16 protein-coding genes are annotated in these 16,368 nt (G+C 66.3%); 12 read left to right on the top strand and 4 right to left on the bottom strand.

The window, feature by feature from the left end:
- The first annotated feature begins 58 nt into the window (after window positions 1-58).
- The 3 genes from kduI (at window position 59) to ACORQU_RS07400 (ending at window position 3,217) form a co-directional block, all read left to right on the top strand.
- Window positions 59-907, top strand: coding sequence for a 5-dehydro-4-deoxy-D-glucuronate isomerase (gene kduI, locus ACORQU_RS07410; RefSeq protein ID WP_491644260.1), 849 nt, complete (start codon window positions 59-61; stop codon window positions 905-907).
- Between the two features lie 30 nt (window positions 908-937).
- On the top strand, window positions 938-1,696 hold the full coding sequence (kduD, locus tag ACORQU_RS07405) for a 2-dehydro-3-deoxy-D-gluconate 5-dehydrogenase KduD (protein WP_491644258.1): 759 nt from the start codon (window positions 938-940) through the stop codon (window positions 1,694-1,696).
- A gap of 498 nt (window positions 1,697-2,194) precedes the next feature.
- Window positions 2,195-3,217: a serine hydrolase domain-containing protein gene (locus ACORQU_RS07400; RefSeq protein ID WP_491644256.1), complete on the top strand. Its 1,023-nt coding sequence runs from the start codon at window positions 2,195-2,197 to the stop codon at window positions 3,215-3,217.
- 72 nt (window positions 3,218-3,289) lie between these two features.
- On the opposite strand, the gene phhA is transcribed toward ACORQU_RS07400, so the two are convergent.
- Window positions 3,290-4,180 (bottom strand): phenylalanine 4-monooxygenase, encoded by an 891-nt coding sequence (phhA, locus tag ACORQU_RS07395; protein ID WP_491644254.1) that lies wholly within the window; start codon window positions 4,178-4,180, stop codon window positions 3,290-3,292.
- 128 nt (window positions 4,181-4,308) lie between these two features.
- Between phhA and ACORQU_RS07390 the strand changes: the two genes are divergently transcribed.
- The 6 genes from ACORQU_RS07390 to ACORQU_RS07365 all read left to right on the top strand — a co-directional run bounded on the left by ACORQU_RS07390 (window position 4,309) and on the right by ACORQU_RS07365 (window position 7,262).
- A complete protein-coding gene (locus tag ACORQU_RS07390) occupies window positions 4,309-4,788 on the top strand; it encodes an Lrp/AsnC family transcriptional regulator (protein ID WP_271647987.1) in 480 nt (159 codons plus the stop codon).
- A 200-nt stretch (window positions 4,789-4,988) separates the two neighbouring features.
- Window positions 4,989-5,126, top strand: a complete 138-nt coding sequence (locus ACORQU_RS07385) for a hypothetical protein (RefSeq protein ID WP_491644252.1) — start codon at window positions 4,989-4,991, stop codon at window positions 5,124-5,126.
- 9 nt (window positions 5,127-5,135) lie between these two features.
- Window positions 5,136-5,750 carry a glutathione S-transferase family protein gene (locus ACORQU_RS07380; RefSeq protein WP_491644250.1) on the top strand — a complete coding sequence of 205 codons (615 nt, stop codon included), beginning with the start codon at window positions 5,136-5,138 and terminating at the stop codon, window positions 5,748-5,750.
- A 13-nt stretch (window positions 5,751-5,763) separates the two neighbouring features.
- A complete protein-coding gene (locus tag ACORQU_RS07375; protein WP_491644248.1) occupies window positions 5,764-6,147 on the top strand; it encodes a TfoX/Sxy family protein in 384 nt (127 codons plus the stop codon).
- A 52-nt stretch (window positions 6,148-6,199) separates the two neighbouring features.
- Window positions 6,200-6,835 (top strand): Vat family streptogramin A O-acetyltransferase, encoded by a 636-nt coding sequence (locus ACORQU_RS07370; protein WP_491644247.1) that lies wholly within the window; start codon window positions 6,200-6,202, stop codon window positions 6,833-6,835.
- A 28-nt stretch (window positions 6,836-6,863) separates the two neighbouring features.
- Window positions 6,864-7,262 (top strand): VOC family protein, encoded by a 399-nt coding sequence (locus ACORQU_RS07365; RefSeq protein WP_491644245.1) that lies wholly within the window; start codon window positions 6,864-6,866, stop codon window positions 7,260-7,262.
- A 190-nt stretch (window positions 7,263-7,452) separates the two neighbouring features.
- Here the strand turns inward: ACORQU_RS07365 and ACORQU_RS07360 are convergent, their stop codons facing one another.
- A complete protein-coding gene (locus ACORQU_RS07360) occupies window positions 7,453-8,505 on the bottom strand; it encodes a hypothetical protein (RefSeq protein WP_491644243.1) in 1,053 nt (350 codons plus the stop codon).
- Window positions 8,506-8,702: 197 nt separating this feature from the next.
- Window positions 8,703-10,934, bottom strand: a complete 2,232-nt coding sequence (locus ACORQU_RS07355; protein ID WP_491644242.1) for an NADP-dependent isocitrate dehydrogenase — start codon at window positions 10,932-10,934, stop codon at window positions 8,703-8,705.
- A gap of 506 nt (window positions 10,935-11,440) precedes the next feature.
- Between ACORQU_RS07355 and ACORQU_RS07350 the strand changes: the two genes are divergently transcribed.
- Window positions 11,441-12,607: a class I SAM-dependent rRNA methyltransferase gene (locus tag ACORQU_RS07350; protein WP_271647995.1), complete on the top strand. Its 1,167-nt coding sequence runs from the start codon at window positions 11,441-11,443 to the stop codon at window positions 12,605-12,607.
- A 105-nt stretch (window positions 12,608-12,712) separates the two neighbouring features.
- Here the strand turns inward: ACORQU_RS07350 and ACORQU_RS07345 are convergent, their stop codons facing one another.
- Complete coding sequence (locus ACORQU_RS07345) at window positions 12,713-13,720, bottom strand: integron integrase (RefSeq protein ID WP_491644240.1); 1,008 nt, start codon at window positions 13,718-13,720, stop codon at window positions 12,713-12,715.
- 1,348 nt (window positions 13,721-15,068) lie between these two features.
- Between ACORQU_RS07345 and ACORQU_RS07340 the strand changes: the two genes are divergently transcribed.
- Both ACORQU_RS07340 and ACORQU_RS07335 read left to right on the top strand, forming a co-directional pair.
- Window positions 15,069-15,425 carry a transposase gene (locus ACORQU_RS07340; protein WP_491644229.1) on the top strand — a complete coding sequence of 119 codons (357 nt, stop codon included), beginning with the start codon at window positions 15,069-15,071 and terminating at the stop codon, window positions 15,423-15,425.
- On the top strand, window positions 15,395-16,231 hold the full coding sequence (locus ACORQU_RS07335; protein WP_491645001.1) for an IS3 family transposase: 837 nt from the start codon (window positions 15,395-15,397) through the stop codon (window positions 16,229-16,231). The genes ACORQU_RS07340 and ACORQU_RS07335 overlap by 31 nt, the downstream gene beginning before the upstream one ends.
- Window positions 16,232-16,368 lie beyond the last annotated feature (137 nt).

Here is a 16,368-nt window from a genome sequence, read left to right as displayed (position 1 = left end):
CGATCCGCCCACGGCCGGCGCCGATTGCCGGTGCCCGCCCCCCGCTACGGAGCACGCCATGTACTGCAAGACCCACTACGCCACCCACCCGGCCGCCATCGAGGGCGTCGACAACGACGCCTTGCGCGACCTGTACCTGCTCGACGGCCTGTTCGAGCCCGGCAAGGTGGTCATGAAGTACACCCACTACGAGCGCTTCGTGCTCGGCGGCGTCAGCCCGGGTGCCACGCCGCTGCGCCTGCCCGACCAGACCGAGCCGGCCGCGGCCGCCGGGCATCCGTTCCTGGAGCGGCGCGAGCTGGGCGTGATCAACGTTGGTGGCGGCACCGGCACGGTCACGGTCGACGGCACCGAGTACACGCTGACGCCCAAGGATGGCCTGTACATCCCGATGGGCAGCAAGGACGTGAGCTTTGCCTCGGCCGATGCGGCCAACCCGGCCCTGTACTACCTGGCCTCCACGCCGGCGCATGCGCGCTTTGAGACCAAGAAGATCTCCATCGCCGACGCGGTCCCGCTGGAAAGGGGCGCGCTGGAGACCAGCAACGAGCGCACCATCTACCAGTACATCGTGCCGGCCACCTGCCAGTCCTCGCAGCTGCTGCTGGGCCTGACCATCCTCAAGCCGGGCAGCGTGTGGAACACCATGCCGCCGCACCTGCACGACCGGCGCAGCGAGGTGTACTTCTACTTCGACCTGTCCGACAACGACCGCGTCTACCACTTCATGGGCAAGCCGGAAGCCCAGCGCCACATCGTGATGAAGAACAACGAGGCCGTCGTCTCGCCGCCGTGGTCCATCCACATGGGCGCGGGCACCTCCAACTACGCCTTCATCTGGGCCATGGGCGGGGAAAACCTGGACTACACCGACATGCACGTGCTGGACATCTGCCAGCTCAAGTAAGCCCCCTGCGTCCGCTACGGAGTCATGTACATGGCAAGTCATCCTTTCAGCCTGGAAGGCAAGGTCGCCCTGGTCACCGGCGGCAACGTGGGACTGGGGCAGGGCATCGCCGTGGCGCTGGCCCAGGCCGGCGCGGACGTGGTGTCGGTCGCGCGGCGCGCCTCGGACGAGACCGGCGCGCTGGTGCAGGCGGCCGGCCGACGCTTCCTCGGCATCGAGGCCGACCTGGGCAGCCTGGACCCCATCGCCGGCATCGTCGCCAAGACGCTTGAAGCCCTCGGCGGCCTGCACATCCTGGTCAACAACGCCGGCATCATCCGCCGCGCCGACGCGGTGGATTTCACCGAGGACGACTGGGATGCCGTGATGGACGTCAACCTCAAGTCCACCTTCTTCCTGACCCAGGCCGTGGGCCGGCACTTCATCGCCCAAGGCCACGGCAAGGTGATCAACGTGGCCTCGATGCTGTCCTTCCAGGGTGGCATCCGGGTGCCGTCCTACACGGCCAGCAAGTCCGGCCTGGCGGGCATCACCAAGCTGCTGACCAATGAGTGGGCCGGCAAGGGCATCAACGTCAACGCCATCGCCCCTGGCTACATGGATACCGACAACACCGCCCAACTGCGCGCCGACCCCGCGCGCAACCAGTCCATCCTGGAGCGCATCCCCGCCGGACGCTGGGGCACCCCGGGCGACCTGGGCGGGGCGGCGGTGTTCCTGGCCAGCAGCGCCTCGGACTACGTCAACGGCGCCATCCTGCCGGTCGATGGCGGGTGGCTGGCGCGCTGAGCGGCTGCGCTTCTCTTTTGCGGGGACACTGGCGAATCACGCCAGACCCGGCACTCCGGTGCGAGCGGCTTCCATCGCATCGGGCCATGACCGTGTGACAACCCTGGGGTGTGTGACCGCCCCACCGCGATGCGGACGCAATTGCCGCTGAAGCCGCTCCCATGACACACATGGTCCTGGTCGATTCTTCGCCGTAGGGCCGGTTTCGGTCGTCCTTTGGTGCGTTTCGTCGCAGCGCGGTGGCGGGGGCGGGAGTGCGACGCCTAGCATGTCCTTCGACGCCTCCTTCCAGGTGGCCAAAGAATCCGGGAGACGTGCATGGCGTGGAGATGGGGAATTGCAGCGGTGGCGGGGCTCATGCTGTCGTGCGGCCAAGGTGTGGCCGGTGCGCCGAGTTCCGGCCCGATGACCGCCGCGGATCTGGACCGGGTCATTGCGCAGCAGATGGACGAATCCAGCCTGGTCGGGGTGGGCGCGGCGATCATCGTCGACTAGCGCGTGGTGTGGGCAAAGGGCTATGGCTTTGCCGATCGCGACCGGGCCATCCCCTTCACGCCGGACACGGTGATGAACATCGGCTCGATCAGCAAGACCGTCACCGGCGCGGCCCTCATGCGCGCGGTGCAGGAGGGCCAGCTTTCGCTGGACACGGACATCAATGCCTATCTGCCGTTCAAGGTGCGCAATCCGGCGTTCCCGGAGGTGCCCATCACCCTGCGCCAGCTCGCCACGCACACCTCCTCCATCACCGACCGTTGGGTGGTCTACGCGCGGACCTACCACTACGGCGGCGATTCGCCCGAGCCGTTGGCCACCTTTCTGGCCGACTACTTCAAGCCCGGCCGCAAGGACTATGCGCCGGAGAACTTCCTGCAGGTCAAGCCGGGCACCCACCGCGAATACTCCAACATCGGCGCGGCGCTGGCCGGCTACATCGTCGAGCGCGCGGTCGGCCAGCGGCTCGACCGCTACACCCAAGACCACATCTTCGAACCACTGGGCATGCGCAATACCGCCTGGTTCCTGGCCGACATCCCGGCGCACCGGCACGCGCAGCTGTATGTCGCCCAGTCCGGCATGGCCATTCCGATCCCGCTCTACGGCGGCACCACCTATCCCGATGGCGGCGTGCGCACCTCGGTCGCGGACCTGTCGCGTTTCTTCATCGCCCTGCTCAACGACGGGGCCTATCAGGGCGCGCGGATCCTGGAACCGGAGACGGTCGCGCGGATGCTGCGCTTCCAGTACAACCCCGCCAACAAGCCGGACAACGTGAAGCTGGACCAGAAGAACTCCGGCATCTTCTGGTCAACCAAATACAACGTGACCCGGATCGGCCACGGTGGCACCGATCCGGGCGTGAAGACGGAAATGCTGAGCGATCTCAACAAGGACATCGGCATCATCTTCTTCACCAATACCTCGCTGGACGAGCAGCAGTTCCGCGACTACGAACGCATCCTCGATGCGTTGTGGCAGCGTGCGCTCACCTTGAAGCAGGAGGCGGCGACGCGGCACTAGGGCGGCAAAGCGCAGACGCGCCGTCGGCCAGGTGCCCTATCGAACGCACGCACGGTTCAGCGCGAACCACCTTCAGACATCCCCACCCTCGGCCCAGCCTTCGCCCGTGCCACGGTGGAACACCTGGTCGCCCTCCTGCACCCGTCCGGCTGGCAGCGCTTCGCGCGGGGCCTGGCGGGCGTAGAGCGGGGTGAAGTCCACCGCGGTGGCCTGGATCAGTTGCTCGAAGCTGTCGATGACGAAGTAGGTCTTCTGGAAGTCGTCGATGCGGTAGCGGGTGCGCATGATCCGCTCCAAATCGAACCCGATCCGGTTCGGCGCGGGAGACTCCAGCGAATACAGCGACTCGCCCTTGGACGAGACGATGCCGCTGCCGTAGATGCGAAGCCCCTCAGGCGTGTTGATCAGGCCGAACTCCACCGTGTACCAGTACAGGCGGGTCAGGTTGACCAGCGCCTCCGGGCCGATGCCATGGGCCTTCACCCCGCCGCGCCCGTAGGCCTGCATGTAGTCGGCAAACAGCGGGTTCATCAGCAGCGGCACGTGGCCGAACAGGTCGTGGAACAAGTCCGGTTCAGCGATGTAGTCGATCTGCTCGGGCCGACGGATCCACCAGGTCACCGGGAAGCGCCGGTTGGCCAGGTGCTCGAAGAAGGTCAACTCCGGCAACAGACCTTCCACGCCCACCAGCTGCCAGCCGGTGGCCGCCCCCAGCACCACATTGAGGTCGTCGAAGCGCGGAATCTCCAGCGGCGTCATCCCCATCGCGTCCTGCGCGGTGAGGAACTCCTCGCAGGCCCGGCCCACCAGCAGCGCGCGCTGGCGTTCAAACAGCTGGCCCCAGGTGTGGTGGTCGGCCGCGCTGTAATCACCCCATGGCTGGTCTACCACCGCGGTGGTGTAGACCGGCACGTAGCCCTTGTCGGTCAGCTGGTTTTCGACGCGGCGCGGGGCGCTGTTCATGGCGGAACTCCGATACGAATCCGGCCTTCCACCGTACCGACAAGGCCGCGCAACAGGCTTGCGAAACTTGCGCGCAATCCAATAACTGGCGCAATCTTATTGCGTCACCGAATGTTGCGACGCGCCATATGGCTGAAAAAGTCGAGCTGGACCGCACGGATCTTCGCCTGCTGGCGCTGCTGCAGACCCAGGGGCGGGCCAGCAATGCCGACCTGGCCGCGCAGATCAACCTGTCACCCTCGGCCTGCCTGCGCCGCACCCAGCGGCTGGAGGCGGCCGGCGTGATCGCCGGCTACGGCGCGCGCCTGGATGCGCGCGCGCTCGGACTGGGCCTGCAGGCCTTCGTGCGCGTGCAGCTGGCCGAGCACGATTCGCCGGCCATCGATCGTTTCGCGGCGGCGGTGACCAGCTGGGACGAAGTGGTGGCCTGCCACGCCCTGACCGGCGACATGGACTACCTGCTGCACGTGGCCGTGCGCGACCTGGATCATTTCTCGCGCTTCCTGCTGGACAAGCTGCTGGCGGCCTCCGGGGTGTCCGACGTCAATTCCAGCTTCGTGCTGCGCACGGTCAAGGACGCGGCGGGCCTGCCGCTGCCGGCTGCTTGAGCCGCAGCGGGCGGACACCACAAGGACGAACTCGCTGTGATGGTTCGTGCCCGGCCGCGCCGATGACGGCGCCAGCCGAGGGTCGTTCGTCGCGCTGGATTTCGTCGAGGCAGGTGACGCCGGCGAGGTAAGCGAATGTCGTGGCGGGTCGGGGTCCTTCATGCTGCAGGACTTGCAGGAGGATCGCGTGGCCCACCCCGATGCTGCGCATCGGCGTGGCCAAAGTGCAGCCGAGGGAGGCCGAGTTTCCCGGGCACGGGCGGACCGACTTTCCCTCGGGCCACGAAATGCACATGATCGATCTGGCCGGCGTGTGCCGGCACAGCGCCCGCGACTGAGCCACCTCGATGCTGAAACTGCTCGGCAAGCCGACCTCGATCAACGTGCGCAAGGTGCTGTGGCTGGGCGAGGAACTGGCGCTGCAGATCGACCATGCGCCGATGCAGGCGCCCGGCGATGCCGAATCGCTGCGACGCCTCAATCCCAACGGCCTGGTCCCGGTGCTGATCGATGGCACGGCGGTGTTGTGGGAGTCCAACACCATCTGCCGCTACCTGGCCGCGCGCCAGCGGCGCCACGACCTGTTGCCGGCCGAGCCCCTGGCGCGTGCGCGGGTGGAACAGTGGATGGACTGGCAGGCTACCGATCTCAACAGCGCCTGGCGCCCGGCGTTCATGGCGCTGGTGCGGCACAGCCGGGCCTTCCAGGATGGCGCCGTGATCGACCACAGCGTCGCGGCCTGGAATCGGCTGATGACCGTGTTGGATGCGCAGCTGGCCACCACCGGCGCCTTCGTGACCGGCGCCGACTTCACCTTGGCCGACATCGTGCTGGGTCTGTCGGCGAACCGGTGGCGGATGACGCCGATGGCGCGTCCGGCGCTGCCGGCGGTGGACGCCTGGATCGCACGGTTGGAGACGCGGCCGGGCTATCGTGCGCACGCCGGCAACGGCATTCCCTGATCGAGGCACTCAGATGGCAACCGATGCGGATTTCATCGACTACGTGCATGCCCAGGCTGGGCTGGGTGCGGCGCTGGAAGCAAGGAAGATGTTCGGCGAATACGCGCTGTACCTGGACGGCAAGGTGGTCGCGCTGGTGTGCGACAACCAGGTCTTCCTCAAGCCCACCGCCGCCGGTCGCGCGCTGCTGCACGAGGTGATCGAGCAGCCACCGTATCCGTCGGCCAAGCCGCATTACCTGTTGGCCGACGCGCTGGAAGACACCGACGCCCTGCAGCGCCTGCTGCGCGCCACGGCCGACGCGCTGCCGGCACCCAAGCCGAAGGCGGCGAGAAAGCCCCCTGCCAAGCAAGCCGCGGCCCGCAAGTCGCCTGCCAAGGTTCCGCCTGGCGCCTGACGCGCGCGCCGTTGGCTACCATCGGGCGCTTTCCGATGACCAGGCGCGCCCGATGCATGGACCCAGCCCCGACAACCCGCATCCGATGGCCGGCTTCCCGCAGGTGTGCTTCATCCGCAACACCGTGCGCAACCCGTTGATCGAAGTCGGCGAATACACCTACTACGACGATCCGGAGGATTCGGAAGGCTTCGAGCGCAACGTGCTTTACCACTTCCCCTTCATCGGCGACCGGCTGGTGATCGGTCGCTTCTGCGCGATCGCGCGCGGCGTGAAGTTCATCATGAACGGCGCCAACCACAAGCTGTCCGGCCTGTCGACCTATCCGTTCCAGATCTTCGGCAATGGTTGGGAGGAGGTCATGCCGCAGCCGGGCGAGCTGCCGTACAAGGGCGACACGGTGATCGGCCACGACGTGTGGATCGGCTACGAGGCGCTGGTGATGCCCGGCGTGCGCATCGGCAACGGCGCGATCGTCTCGGCGCGCTCGGTGGTCACCGCCGACGTGCCGGCCTACACCCTTGTCGGCGGCAACCCGGCCCGGCCGATCAAGGCGCGCTTTTCGCAGGCCGAGATCGCCCGGCTGGAGGCCATCGCCTGGTGGGAATGGCCCATCGAACACCTCACCGCGCATCTGCCCCTGGTGGTGGGCGGCGATCTCGACGCGCTGGAGCGCGTTGCGCCATGATCCGGCACACCCAGCGCGGACCGGACCCATGGCCCATTCCCTGATTCCCCAGCTCATGTTCCAGCACGGCGAGTCGGAGGCGGCGATGGCGCTGTATACCGGCCTGTTTGCCGATTCGCGCATCGACGAGGTGCTGCGCTATGGCGCGCAGGGCCCGGGGCCGGAAGGCAGCGTGATGCGCGCGCGCTTCACCGTGGCCGGGCAGGCGCTGGCCTGCACCGATTCGCCGGCGACGCACGCCTTCGATTTCACCCCGTCCTTGTCGCTGTTCGTCGAGTGCGCCGACCTGGCCGAGTTGGAGCGCGCCTGGGCGGCGCTGTCCGAAGGCGGCACCGCGCTGATGCCACCGGGCGACTACGGCTTCAGCCAGCGCTTCGGCTGGGTGAACGATCGCTTCGGCGTGAGCTGGCAACTCAATCTGGCCTGACGGCCCCTGGGATAGCGTCTCGATGCTGCGTCAGCGGTGACTTCGCAGTCGAAGCCGAAGCCGCAGCGACAGGGCTCAGCCAGCCGAACCCCTCAGCTCGGTCGATCGGATCTCCCGCATGCGCGCGCCCATGATCCGCATGATCCGGTCGGGCTAGCGCACGTCGACCGGCAGCACCGGAACCAGGCGCCTACGCGCCTTTCTTGCCGCGCACGCCACGCCACATGTTGGCCAACAACGATCCCGCCCCGCGCGTGGCTTCCGCCGAACCGGGTGTGCCGGCCTGGGGCGTGCTGGACTCCACCTGCGCGTAACCGGTCAGCCAGGCGGCATTGAAGAACGCGCGCGCGGCGCCGGTGTCCACGTCCAGCGCCTGGCCGGCCTCGGCGGCGGTACAAGGGCGGTGCAGCAGCAGCGAGCACATGCGGAAGTCATCGTGGCGATGGGCCAGCACGCGGAAGTCCGGCCAGCGCGCCAGGCGCATCCGGCAGCCTTCGTGCAGGGGCTCCAGCAGCACTGGCTCGACCTGCATGCGCAGGGTGGCCTGCCACAGCAGCGGGATCAGCGGCACGCTCGGCAGGTCCACGAACAGCGCCGAGTAGCGCGACGCCTGCAGCGCATGCTGCGACAGCCGGAAAAAATGCCGGCCCAGGAACTGCTCGGGCGACTGGCCCTGCAGATCGGCACCGGGAGCGGCCAGCGCAAGCAGGCGGCGGAAGTCCAGCAGCAGGCACACCTTCCCGTCCAGGGCCAGCGCGCTGACCGTGTCGGCCGCGAGCAGCCGTGACCGGATCGATTCGCCGAGCGGGCCAGAATCGGCAGGTGGCGGCGCCTCGAAGGTCAGTGCGGATGGCTGGGGTGGAGGCGGGGGCGACCGCGTCGGGACGGGCTCCACGGGGCGCGGCGGTGTCGCCGGGGCCTGCGCCTGCACCACGTCCGGTTCCAGGGCACGCAAGGTGGCGCGGACCTGGGGCAGGTCCAGGGCACGCGGAGGATCCTGCAGGGCGTCGAACAGTTGGCCGTCCTCGGCCAGCGACCACATCGGCAGGTGCGGATGACTGACCAGGATGCGCCGTGCCGCTTTGCGCAGCACCGGGTTGTCGCGGACCACCATCAGGTCGCAGTCGGCCAGGTCGTGGCACAGGTCCAGGACCAGGCCTGGCGCATCGGCCGTGGCCTGCAGCTCCTGCAGCAATGCGAGCTCGCTCTGCAGATCCGAGCCCATGATCAACACCTTGGCCACGAAGTCCCCCTTAGCTCTTGATGGCGCATTCGGACCAGCCGCCACCCGGACGACCGCTGTCCGGGTGAGGCTATTGCAGCGTCAGGGCAACACAGGGTGATGAAGTCTCCACCTTCGCAGCACCGCCTTGCGCGGTGAGCTCACGCGGCGCGCCCACCCGCCGGCCCCGGTCCGGGGCCGACAGGCGCGCGCGTGTCCTACTTGCCCAACTGTGCCAGCGCGTCGTTGAAGGTCTTGCTGGGGCGCATGGCCACCGCGCACTTGGCCAGGTCCGGGTGGTAATAGCCACCGATGTCCTGCGGCGTGCCCTGGGCGCCATTGAGCTCGCCCACGATGGTGGCTTCCTGCTCGGCCAGGGTCTTGGCGAGCGCGGTGAACTTGGCCTTCAGCTCGGCGTGCGCGTCCTGCGCGGCCAGGGCCTGGGCCCAGTACAGGGCCAGGTAGAAGTGGCTGCCGCGGTTGTCGATCTCGCCCACCTTGCGCGCCGGCGACTTGTTGCTGTCCAGGAACTGGCCGTTGGCCACGTCCAGCGCCTTGGCCAGCGCGGTGGCGGCCGGGTTGTCGTAGGCCTGGCCCAGATGCTCCAGCGAGGCGGCCAGAGCCAGGAACTCGCCCAGCGAATCCCAGCGCAGATAGCCCTCTTCCAGGAACTGCTGCACGTGCTTGGGCGCCGAACCACCCGCGCCGGTCTCGAACAGGCCGCCGCCGGCCATCAGCGGCACGATGGAGAGCATCTTGGCGCTGGTGCCCAGCTCCATGATGGGGAACAGGTCGGTCAGGTAGTCGCGCAGCACGTTGCCGGTTACCGAGATGGTGTCCTGGCCCTTGCGGATGCGCTCCAGGGTGAACTTGGTCGCTTCCAGCGGCGGCAGGATGCGGATGTCCAAGCCGTTGGTGTCGTGGTCCTTCAGGTAGGTCTCGACCTTGGCGATCACCTGCGCGTCGTGGGCGCGGGCGGTGTCCAGCCAGAACACCGCCGGGGTGTCGCTGAGGCGGGCGCGGGTGACGGCCAGCTTGACCCAGTCCTGGATCGGCGCGTCCTTGACCTGGCACATGCGCCACAGATCGCCGGCTTCCACCGCGTGCTCGAACACGGTCGCGCCCGAGGCATCGGTCACCACCACCTTGCCGTCGCCGGCGATCTGGAAGGTCTTGTCGTGGCTGCCGTATTCCTCGGCCTTCTGCGCCATCAGGCCCACGTTGGGCACCGAGCCCATGGTGGCCGGGTCGAACGCACCGTGCTCACGGCAGTCATCGATGGTGGCCTGGTACACGCCGGCATAGCAGCGGTCCGGGATCACCGCCTTGGTGTCCTGCAGCTCGCCCTTGGCATTCCACATCTTGCCGCTGTCGCGGATCATGGCCGGCATCGAGGCATCGATGATCACGTCCGAGGGCACGTGCAGATTGGTGATGCCCTTGTCCGAGTTGACCATCGCCAGCGCCGGGCGCTGGGCGTACTCGGCCTCCACGTCGGCCTTGATCGCCGCGGCCTGCTCGGCCGGCAGCTTGGCGATGACCGTGTACAGGTCGCCGATGCCGTTGTTGGGGTTGAAGCCGACCGAGGCCAGCGCGTCGGCGTGCTTGGCCAGCACGTCCTTGTAGAACTCCTCGACCACCACGCCAAACAGCACCGGGTCGGAGACCTTCATCATCGTGGCCTTCAGGTGCACCGAGAACAGCACGCCCTGGGCCTTGGCATCGGTGATCTGCGCATCGATGAAGCTGGCCAGCGCCCGCTTGCTCATCACCGCCGCATCGACGATCTCGCCGGCCTTGACCGCCACCTTGTCTTTGAGGACGGTGGTGCTGCCGTCGTTGCCGACAAAGCTGATCTTCAGCGCGCCCGCCTCCTTGAGGGTGGTCGACGTTTCGCTGCCGAAGAAGTCACCGGACTCCATGTGCGCCACGTGGGTCTTGGACTCGGTGGACCACTTGCCCATGCGGTGCGGGTGCTTGCGGGCGTAGTTCTTGACCGACAGCGGCGCGCGGCGGTCGGAGTTGCCTTCGCGCAGCACCGGGTTGACCGCGCTGCCCTTGGTCCGGTCGTAGCGGGCCTTGATGTCCTTCTCTGCGTCGGTCTTGGGTTCATCCGGATAGTCCGGCAGCGGATAGCCCTGGTCCTGCAGCTCCTTGATGGCCGCCTTGAGCTGCGGCATGGAGGCCGAGATGTTGGGCAGCTTGATGATGTTGGCTTCCGGCGTGGTCGCCAGCTCGCCCAGCTCGGTCAGATCGTCGGAGACCTTCTGCGCATCGCTCAGCAGGTCCGGGAACTGCGCCAGGATGCGTCCGGCCAGGGAGATGTCGCGGGTCTCCACGACGATCCCGGCCGTATCGGTGTAGGCATCGATGATGGGCAGCAGGGACTGGGTGGCCAGGAACGGGGCTTCGTCGGTCAGCGTGTAGAGGATCTTGGGCGTGTCGGACATGCGGGATCGGTCTCTCTTGCGAAGGCGGGGATAGGCGATGGGGACGCGCACGAACGGGGGGACGCGCGCCACCCTTGGCCGGAACGGCCCTGGACACCGGTGTCGTCGACCCGGCGAGGAGGACCGCCGAAGCGGCCAAGCACGCCATTGTCGCGGCTAATGCGTGACGGGGCAAAGCGCGCGGCGTGCGCCGCAGTGTTGCGGGCGGGACGATTTGGTTGCCGTCGCAATCGTCCACGCACCTTGTTGTGGGAGCTGCTCCACCAGCGACAGGGCGTTACAGGAGAGTCCCATCGCCGCTGTAGCGGCTCCCACCAAACGGTGAGGCGTCGCCGCTGGAAACACCCCGTGGGAGCCGCCATGGCGGCGATGGGCTTTCCCTGGAAGGCTTCATCGCCGCCATTGGCCGAAAAGGCCACAAGGGCGACTCCCACCGCGCACGAAGGCGGGGGCCTGGCCAACACGCGAGATCGGTTCCAAACGCCGTGGCCTTCTACAATAGGCCGATGAACATGCCCAATCCTGCCGTCCGCCTGAAGAACGCCTGGCGTTCCAGCCACCCGTGGATCTTCCAGAAACTGGTGGACAAGCCGCCGCAAAAGCCCAAGCCGGGCACCATCGTCGATGTGTTCGGCGTGGACGGCGACTGGGTCGGCCGCGGTTTCTACAACGGCCATTCGCGCATCGCCGTGCGCATCCTGGAGACCGATCCGGACGTGCAGGTCGACGCGGCCTGGTTCCACGCCAAGATCGCCCAGGCCGTCTCGCTACGCCGCGAGGTGCTCAAGCTGGACGCCACCACCGATGCCTGGCGCGTGGTCCACGCCGAGGGCGATGGCCTGTCCGGCCTGGTGGTGGACCGCTACGGCGACCTGATCGTGGTGGAGTTCTTTGCCGCCGGCATGTTCCGCCACCGCGAGTGGATCTACGACGCCCTGCGCGCGCAGTTCCCCGGTTGCCGCTTCCACAGCTTCGCCGACGAGCACGTGCAGAAGCAGGAGAGCTTCGACTTCCACAACACCGCCGGCACCGAGGCCGAGGTGATCACCGAGTACGGGGTGAAGTTCCGCGCCGACCCGGCTGGCGCGCACAAGACCGGCTTCTTCGCCGACCAGCGCGAGAACCGCCAGTGGCTCAGCCAGCACGTGGAAGGCAAGACCGTGTTGGATCTGTGCTGCAACACCGGCGGCTTTGCCGTGTATGCGGCCGCGCGTGGGGCGACCGAGGTGCTGGGCGTGGACATCGACCAGGACGTGATCGCCATCGCCAAGGGCAATGCACGGCTGAACAACGTGCGGCCCAAATTCGTGCAGGCCGACATCTTCCCCTACCTGCGCGATGCGGCCGCGCGCGGCGATGCCTATGACGTGGTCATCCTGGACCCGGCCAAGATGACCCGCGACCGCGAGCAGGTCATCACCGCGCTCAAGAAATACCTGGACATGAACAAGCTGGCCCTGGGCGTGGTCAAGCCCGGTGGGCTGTTCGCGACATTCTCCTGCACCGGCCTGGTCGCCGAGGACCAGTTCCTGGACATGCTGCGCCGCGCGGCCTATTTCTCCGGCCGCACCATCCAGATCCTGAAAGTCGCCGGGGCCGGACCGGACCATCCGTTCATGGCCCACGTGCAGGAATCGCGCTACCTCAAGGCGGTGTTCTGCCGGGTGTTCTGAGGACCGTCATGACCTGACGCGGCGATCCCTGCCCATGCATGGTCTGCGGCCGTGAAAGCGGCTGCTGGGTCCATCGCAGGTCACTGGCCGTGCGCGGAGCGGATTTCACCGATCCAGTGGACTCACCACGCCGCGTGCGCCTCGGTTGAGCACGTGGGTATAGATCTGCGTGGTGGTCACATCCTTATGGCCCAGCAGTTCCTGGACCGTGCGGATATCCGCGCCGGACTCAAGCAGGTACGTGGCAAAGCAGTGACGCAGGGTGTGAGGGGAGACCGGCTTGTCCATTCCCAGACCGAGCGCCGCGCTCCTGACCGCGCGCTGCAGCACCTTTTCATCGATGTGGTGCCGCTTGCGCGCACCATCGCGCGGATCGACCGAGCAGCGCGTGGCGGGAAAGACGTATTGCCAGGCCAGTTCCCGGTAAGCGGCCGGATACTTGCGGGCCAGCGCAAAGGGCAGGTAGACCGCGCCTAGCCCCTTGGCCAGGTCGCTCATGTGGAGCGATCGCACGCATTCGATCTGGCGGCGCAGATCGGCCCGGACTGCCGTGGGCAAGACCGTCACCCGGTCCTTGCTGCCCTTGCCGGCGCGGATGGTGAGCTCACCACGCGCATAATCCACATCCTTGACCCGCAAACGGACGCATTCCATCAAGCGCAGGCCACTGCCATACAGCAACGCCGCCATCAGCGCCTCGCGTCCGGACAGACAGCCGAGCAAGGCCGTCACCTGTCCGGTGGAGAGGACCACCGGCAGCCGCTGGGGGCGCTTGGCCCGCACGACGTTCTCCATCCAGGGCAGATCGATCGCCAGCACCTCCCGGTACAAGAACAGCAGGGCGGAGAGTGCCTGGTTCTGCGTACTGGCGGCGACGCGGTCATGCACCGCCAGTCGGGTGAGAAAGCTCTCCACCGCGACCCCGTCAAGTTCGCGCGGGTGCTTCAGTCCATTGGCCCGGATATACCGGCGGATCCAGTACAGGTAGGCCTGTTCGGTACGCAAACTGTAGTGTTTGAGCCGCATACGTGCCCGAACCTGGTCCAACAATCGCGGAGCCGCCTGCGCCGCCGCTGCTTTGGATATGGGGGTCTGCGCGCCGTCATAAGACATATCGGGGTCTCCTTACCCTCTATCTGCACACGGTAGCGGAAGTGACTTGCACCTCCCCTCACCGCAAACCGCGACGGGACGTAGGAAATGCCTGATTGACGCCGGCTAAAGGCACACACAGAATCCGGATAACGCCCCTTCGAGGGGTCTACTAGTAGTTAGGCCCCGAGGAGCAACAATGTCGCCCGCGCAAGAACGTAAATTTCTCCGTGCCGTACTGAAGCACCTAGACAACTCCGATACTTCCACGCGAACCGCTCGACGCAACCTAGTTCTTGCTTGGTTCGGGCTCGTCTTTGTCTGTGCGGTCGCGGCTGCGCTTGGGCACGTGCTGCCGCTACTGGCCATGCAACTGCTGTTTGTCGCTATCGGTGCCGTTGCCGCTGTTGCGTGTTTTTACATAACCGCGGGGCGTGGCTGGGGCGTACTCAACCCATACGTGCATCGTGAAGCAGTTGAGGCTAGGCTCCGCGAGCTCGGGGCCTAACAATTCATTCAAGCCGAACCTGCTTAGCGGGTCGGCTTAATTCAGGCGTTAGACCAGCTTAGAGACTATGCAGAGCTTCGAGACAATGCATGATGCAGTCAGGGTCGCTAGGCAAGTTCTCTCTAGAGATATGGACGCAAATTTAGGTTGCGGTTTGATCGCTGCGATTGCAGAAAAATCAACTACCCAACCGTCCTACTTGGCTTTACTCTTCTTAGCCATGAGCAGTACGGGCACGAGGGTGTTGGCATTACCGCTTAGTCTTGCGTGCCCGAGATTCTGGAGGCTTGCCGTGAGTTGGTCGCAGCGCAGGTCTAACAGTTCATTCAAGCCGAACACGCTTCGCGTGTCGGCTTAATTCAAGTGTTAGGCGTGTGGCTTCTACTTTGGCTTGGTGCTCCCGCTTGCACCATCCTTCGCGCCGTCTGACACTTGGCAGGTCACCTCATCGGACGGTCAACGTGGCGAGCCCTGCATCGGACGCAGTACAAGACGGCCAGCCTGTCGGCGCGCACGCCTCGCCGGCCACGTGCGTTTGGCCGTCCTGGCCTAACAAGTCAATCAAGCCGAAGCCGCTTCGCGGCTCGGCTTATTTCCAGCGTTAGGCGGGTTCCATCTTTCTCGGTGTGGTCGTGCGTTTGCTTTGAGCACACCGGCTGACGGACACTTGGTTGAGGGCTTGGTCGGAGAGATCACTTGGTAGGCACCGCATCGGATGCATCGCGTGACAGGCCGTTAGCTGGCTTGCCAGCAAGGCCGGCCACTTGCCTTGGGCGTCACTGGCCTAACAACTCAATCAAGCCGAACTGATAGTTCCCACGGTTTAGTGGACACCCTGATCTAACTTTTCAGGAGTGTCCCATGCCCAAGCCAGGCCCTAGAACCACGACCCGCTACAGCGAGCAATTCAAAGCCACCGCCGTGCGCCTCAGCCGGCTCCCCGGCGTCCAGGTGCAGGACGTTGCCGCCTCGCTTTACATCCATCCCTTCATGCTGTCTCGTTGGCGCAAACAGGCGCGCGAGGGCACGATCATGGTCAAGGGTGTGGACGTCGATCCGGCCGTCGCGGCCGAGCTGAAGGAACTGCGTCGGGTGAAGAAGGCCTACGAGCAGCTGAAGGTCGAGCATGACCTTTTAAAAAAAGCGATCGCGTTCACTACCGAACGAAAAGCGAGCGCTTCGCCTTCATCCAGACCCAGCAAGAGCACTGCCCGGTGAGGCGGCTGTGTCGCCTGTTTGGGGTCAGTGCCAGCGGCTTCTACGCTTGGCGTGCCCGTCCGCTCAGTGAGCGCGCGCAGGAGGATGGACGGCTGATCGCAAAGGTTCGCCAGGTGCATCGGGCGAGCCGGGAAACCTACGGCAGTCCGCGCGTGCACGCCGAGCTGCGCCGGCAGGGCGAGCCGGTCGGGCGCCGCCGGATCGAGCGCCTGATGCGCGAGCACGCGGTGCGCGCGTGCTCGGCCTCGCTGTATCGCCGTCTGCCCGGCCTGGGCCGGTTCTATGCCAGCGTCGACAACCAGATCCATGCGTTGACCATTGAGCGCTGCGATCAGGTGTGGGTGACCGATGTGACCTACCTGAAGGTCGCGGGCACCTGGCGCTATCTGGCCACGGTGATGGACCGCTATTCGCGCCGCCTGCTGGGCTGGGCGCTGGGCCTGGAGAAGACGGCCGCGCTGACCTGTCGCGCGCTCGCTGCGGCCGTACGCCACCGACGCCCTGCACCGGGCACGCTCGTGCACAGCGATCGCGGCGTCGAGTTTCTCGCCAGCGACTTCAAGCAAGTCCTAAGCAGGGCCGGCCTGGTGCAGAGCGTGAACCGCCCGCGACGCATGACCGACAACGCCCACGTGGAGTCGTGGAACAAGTCGATGAAGTCGGACATGTATCACCGCCAACGCTTCACCGACGACCGGACACTGCGCCACGCGCTTCGCAGCTACATCAATTTCTACAACCAACACCGCTTACACTCGGCCTTGGGATATCGTTCGCCGATCGAGTTCGAGGCACAATGTGTCTGACCCACGGTGTCCACCTTTTCGTAGGAACTCTCACTGGCTTCGCCAGTCGGCTTATCTCGGGCGTTAGGCGTGTGGCTTCTTTCTTGGCATGGCGCTCCCGCTTGCAGCGGTCATCGTGCCGCCTGACACTTGGCAGG

The sequence above is a fragment of the Pseudoxanthomonas sp. JC1303 genome, from assembly GCF_058448525.1.
This window is presented reverse-complemented; position numbering and strand designations above follow the sequence as displayed.